The following is a 3,996-nucleotide window of genomic DNA, read 5'->3' as shown; positions in this document are numbered from 1 at the left end:
GGGTTAAGGGAATGCCTCGAGTCAGTGTCAGTCTCAAGAGCAAATCGGTTGATCGACCGGGATGCTTTTGTGGCGAGGGAGCTTGCTCCCGCTGGGTCGCGAAGCGGCCCCCTTCGATTTCAGATATCAACCCAGGCGTCTGCTTCGCAGCCGAGCGGGAGCAAGCTCCCTCGCCACCAAGGGCAAAGTTGTCTGGAGGTGAACCGTTTTAGCCGGCTGTCCCAAGGCCCAGGCCAACGAGCCCCATAACGGTATCTGGCAATAAAAAAAGCTCCCTTTTCGGGCGAATTCCGGTATAGTGCGCGCCGGCCTTTAGCCGGGCCGCGTCAAGGTAGCGCAATTCCCCGAAGTCAGCTTCGGTTGCATGTCCGCACAACGGATGCTTCCACGACGTTCTTTTTCATTCATTCGTTTTCGCAAATCCCCGCCGACAAAGCAGCCAGGGCGACTCTTGAGTCTCAACACGGCATGCGCAGCTTTGGAGCATGGGTCTTTGCGGATGCACTTAGAGGCAGACCCATGACCCAGGAAACCGGCGGCTTCGCCGCTTTTAATCTCAACCCGAACATTCTTGCTGCCGTCACTGCGACCGGCTACGAAGAACCTTCGGCGATTCAGCAGCAATCGATCCCGATCATCATGGCCGGCCACGACATGATTGGCCAGGCGCAAACCGGTACGGGTAAAACCGCTGCGTTCGCCCTGCCGATCCTGCATCGCATCGATCCTGCCAAGCGCGAACCGCAAGCCCTGATCCTGGCGCCAACTCGTGAGTTGGCGCTGCAAGTAGCAACCGCTTTCGAAACCTATTCCAAGCAGATGCCTGGCGTTACTGTTGTGGCCGTTTATGGCGGTGCCCCGATGGGCCCACAACTGAAAGCCATCCGTAATGGCGCGCAGATCGTTGTCGCTACTCCGGGTCGTCTGTGCGATCACCTGCGTCGTGACGAAAAAGTCCTGGCCACCGTGAACCACCTGGTTCTCGACGAAGCCGACGAAATGCTCAAGCTGGGTTTCATGGATGACCTGGAAGTCATCTTCAAGGCCCTGCCAGCGACCCGCCAGACTGTATTGTTCTCGGCTACCTTGCCGCAATCGATCCGTGCCATTGCCGAGCGCCACCTGCGCGATCCGCAACACGTAAAGATCCAGACCAAGACCCAGACCGTCACCGCGATCGAACAGGCTCACCTGCTGGTTCACGCCGACCAGAAGACTTCCGCCGTTCTCAGCTTGCTGGAAGTGGAAGACTTCGACGCCCTGATCATGTTCGTGCGTACCAAGCAAGCGACCCTGGACCTGGCCAGCGCCCTGGAAGCCAAAGGCTACAAAGCCGCAGCGCTGAACGGTGACATTGCCCAGAACCAGCGTGAGCGCGTGATCGACTCCCTCAAGGATGGCCGCCTGGACATCGTTGTGGCGACCGACGTTGCTGCCCGTGGCCTGGACGTTCCGCGCATCACCCACGTATTCAACGTGGACATGCCGTACGATCCGGAATCCTACGTTCACCGTATCGGCCGTACTGGCCGTGCTGGTCGCGAAGGCCGTGCGCTGCTGCTGGTCACCCCGCGTGAGCGTCGCATGCTGCAAGTAATCGAGCGTGTAACTGGCCAGAAGGTAGCTGAAGTTCGCCTGCCGGACGCCCAGGCCGTTCTCGATGCCCGCATCAAGAAACTGACCAACAGCCTGTCGCCACTGGTGGCTGACGCCGAATCGACCCACGGTGATCTGCTCGATCGCCTGACCGCCGACATCGGTTGCAGCCCGCGCGCTCTGGCCGCTGCACTGCTGCGCAAGGCCACCAATGGCCAAGCGCTGAACCTGGCTGCAATCGAGAAAGAGCGTCCCCTAGTGCCGAACAACGCACCGCGTGGCGATCGTCCTGAGCGCACCGGTGATCGTCCGGACCGTGGTGATCGCGAGCGTCGTGCTCCGATTCCGCTGGCCGAAGGCCGTGCCCGCTGCCGTACCGCGTTGGGTGCCCGTGACGGCATCGCCGCCAAGAACCTGCTGGGTGCCATCCTCAACGAAGGCGGCCTGGCTCGCGAAGCGATCGGTCGCATCCAGGTGCGTGACAGCTTCAGCCTGGTGGAACTGCCGGAAGATGGTCTGGAGAAATTGCTGACCAAGCTCAAAGACACTCGTGTGGCTGGCAAGCAGCTCAAGCTGCGTCGCTATCGCGAAGATTGATCAGCTCTTGGGCTGATTGATCGAGCATGAAAAATCCCCGACTGGTTCGGGGATTTTTTATGCCTGTCGTTTGGTGTGCCGTCAGGGGGCGTGGATGGAGGCCAATCAGTCAATCGAACCGATAGATGTCCATCCCCAGCGTCCCCATCGTGAACCCCGCATGGACAACGCTGAACTTGCCCCCCGCACCCCGGGCAAAATACAGCGGCAGCAAGTGCTCATCGCTGGGATGGCTGCGCACGGCGTTCGGCGCCTGGCGACGGTAATCATGCAGCGCGGCCTCGTCGTCGGCCGCCAGCTTCTCAACCATCCAGTCGCGAAAGGCCTTGGCCCAGGGCTCAATGCTGTCGGGGCCGGCGTTCCAGTCCAGGTCGCGCAGGTTGTGGGTGATGCTGCCGGAACCGATCAGCAAGATGCCTTGCTGACGCAGGCTCGCCAGGGCCTGGCCGACCTGTGTCTGCAACATCGGTCCCTGGCGGCTGGGCAGGGAAACCTGCACCACCGGGATGTCGGCTTCTGGGTACATCAAAGACAATGGCACCCAGACGCCATGGTCGGACGGCCGTTGAGGGTCGAGGCGTGCCGGAAGGTTCGCGGTGTTGAGCACGGCTGCGATTTGTGTCGCCAGTTGAGGATCGCCAGGCGCGGGGTACTGCACCTCATACAAGGCTGGTGGAAAGCCGCCGAAGTCGTGCCAGGTGCGCGGCTGCGGATTGGCGCTGACCAGCAATTCGTTGCTTTCCCAGTGGGCGGACACGATGACGATGGCCTTGGGCTTGGGCAATTGAGCGGCCAGGCGAGCCAATGCCGGACCGCTGTCGCCGGGCTCCAGGGCGAGCATCGGTGAGCCATGGGAGATAAACAGGCTGGGCAGCATGAAGGGGCTCCTGAGCGTTAAGATGTGATCATCTTCCGTCAGGTCAATGATCTAAATCTAATATAAGTTTTAGCCCGTTTTTATCGAATTTCTTGGAGTTAATCATGGAGCCCGAGTTTTGGCACAAGCGCTGGTCATCGAACCAGATTGGTTTTCACTTACCGGAGGTGAACCCGTACCTGCAACGGTTTTGGCCGCAACTGGGCCTGGCCCAGGGCAGTCGGGTGCTGGTGCCATTGTGTGGCAAAAGCCTGGATCTGCTGTGGCTTGCCCATCAGGGGTACTCGGTGCTGGGCGTGGAGTTATCGGAAAAAGCCGCCAATGATTTTTTTCTTGAACATCGGCTTGAGCCGAGCGTGAGTGAAGAGGGTGTGTTCAAGGTCTTCCGTGCCGGGGGCATCGAAATCCGCTGTGGTGATTTCTTTGCCTTGAGTGCTGCAGATGTGGCCGATTGCACGGCGTTGTACGACCGCGCTGCGTTGATTGCCTTGCCAGTGGCGATGCGAGAGCGGTATGCGGCCCATCTGCAGAAGATCTTGCCCAATGGCGTCGGATTGTTGATTACCCTGGATTACAACCAGGATGAAATGCCTGGCCCGCCTTTCTCCGTGGGCAATGATGAGGTGCTGAGGTTGCTGGGTAATGCCTGGCGACTGGAGGTCTTGCAGGAGCAGGATGTGCTGGGGGAGAGCTGGAAGTTCTTGCAGGCTGGGGTGAAGCGGCTGGATGAGCGGGTGTATCGGATTTCCAATCGTTGACGGATGAAGCTGTGGTGAGGGAACCCCCTGCTTTTGTGGCGAGGGAGCTTGCTCCCGCTGGGCTGCGCAGCAGCCCCTCTCAAGCTCACTCAATCAGCCTGATCTACCGTGTCGCCGGGTTTTAGGGCCGCTTCGCGCCCCAGCGGGAGCAAGCTCCCTCGCCACGGG

General features: G+C 60.2%; 3 protein-coding genes. 2 read left to right on the top strand and 1 reads right to left on the bottom strand.

Features of this window, described 5'->3' with window-relative positions:
- Nucleotides 1-519 precede the first annotated feature (519 nt).
- Nucleotides 520-2,193 carry a DEAD/DEAH box helicase gene (locus tag BLT00_RS17300; protein ID WP_003199404.1) on the top strand — a complete coding sequence of 558 codons (1,674 nt, stop codon included), beginning with the start codon at nucleotides 520-522 and terminating at the stop codon, nucleotides 2,191-2,193.
- A 109-nt stretch (nucleotides 2,194-2,302) separates the two neighbouring features.
- Here BLT00_RS17300 and BLT00_RS17295 read toward each other — a convergent pair whose 3' ends face one another.
- Complete coding sequence (locus BLT00_RS17295) at nucleotides 2,303-3,070, bottom strand: DODA-type extradiol aromatic ring-opening family dioxygenase (RefSeq protein ID WP_092144822.1); 768 nt, start codon at nucleotides 3,068-3,070, stop codon at nucleotides 2,303-2,305.
- Nucleotides 3,071-3,174: 104 nt separating this feature from the next.
- Here BLT00_RS17295 and BLT00_RS17290 point away from each other — a divergent pair, with 104 nt between their 5' ends.
- Nucleotides 3,175-3,828 carry a thiopurine S-methyltransferase gene (locus tag BLT00_RS17290; protein ID WP_092144819.1) on the top strand — a complete coding sequence of 218 codons (654 nt, stop codon included), beginning with the start codon at nucleotides 3,175-3,177 and terminating at the stop codon, nucleotides 3,826-3,828.
- Nucleotides 3,829-3,996 lie beyond the last annotated feature (168 nt).

The organism is Pseudomonas sp. NFACC51 (assembly GCF_900103575.1).
GTDB lineage: Bacteria > Pseudomonadota > Gammaproteobacteria > Pseudomonadales > Pseudomonadaceae > Aquipseudomonas > Aquipseudomonas fluorescens_Q.
The sequence above is the reverse complement of the archived record's forward strand: the minus strand, read 5'-3'. Positions and strand labels throughout refer to the sequence as shown.

Bases quoted from the DNA above. Each gene is read 5' to 3' on its own strand.
- BLT00_RS17300 (WP_003199404.1), top strand. From the start codon at position 520: ATGACCCAGGAAACCGGCGGCTTCGCCGCTTTTAATCTCAACCCGAAC.
- BLT00_RS17295 (WP_092144822.1), bottom strand. From the start codon at position 3,070: ATGCTGCCCAGCCTGTTTATCTCCCATGGCTCACCGATGCTCGCCCTG.
- BLT00_RS17290 (WP_092144819.1), top strand. From the start codon at position 3,175: ATGGAGCCCGAGTTTTGGCACAAGCGCTGGTCATCGAACCAGATTGGT.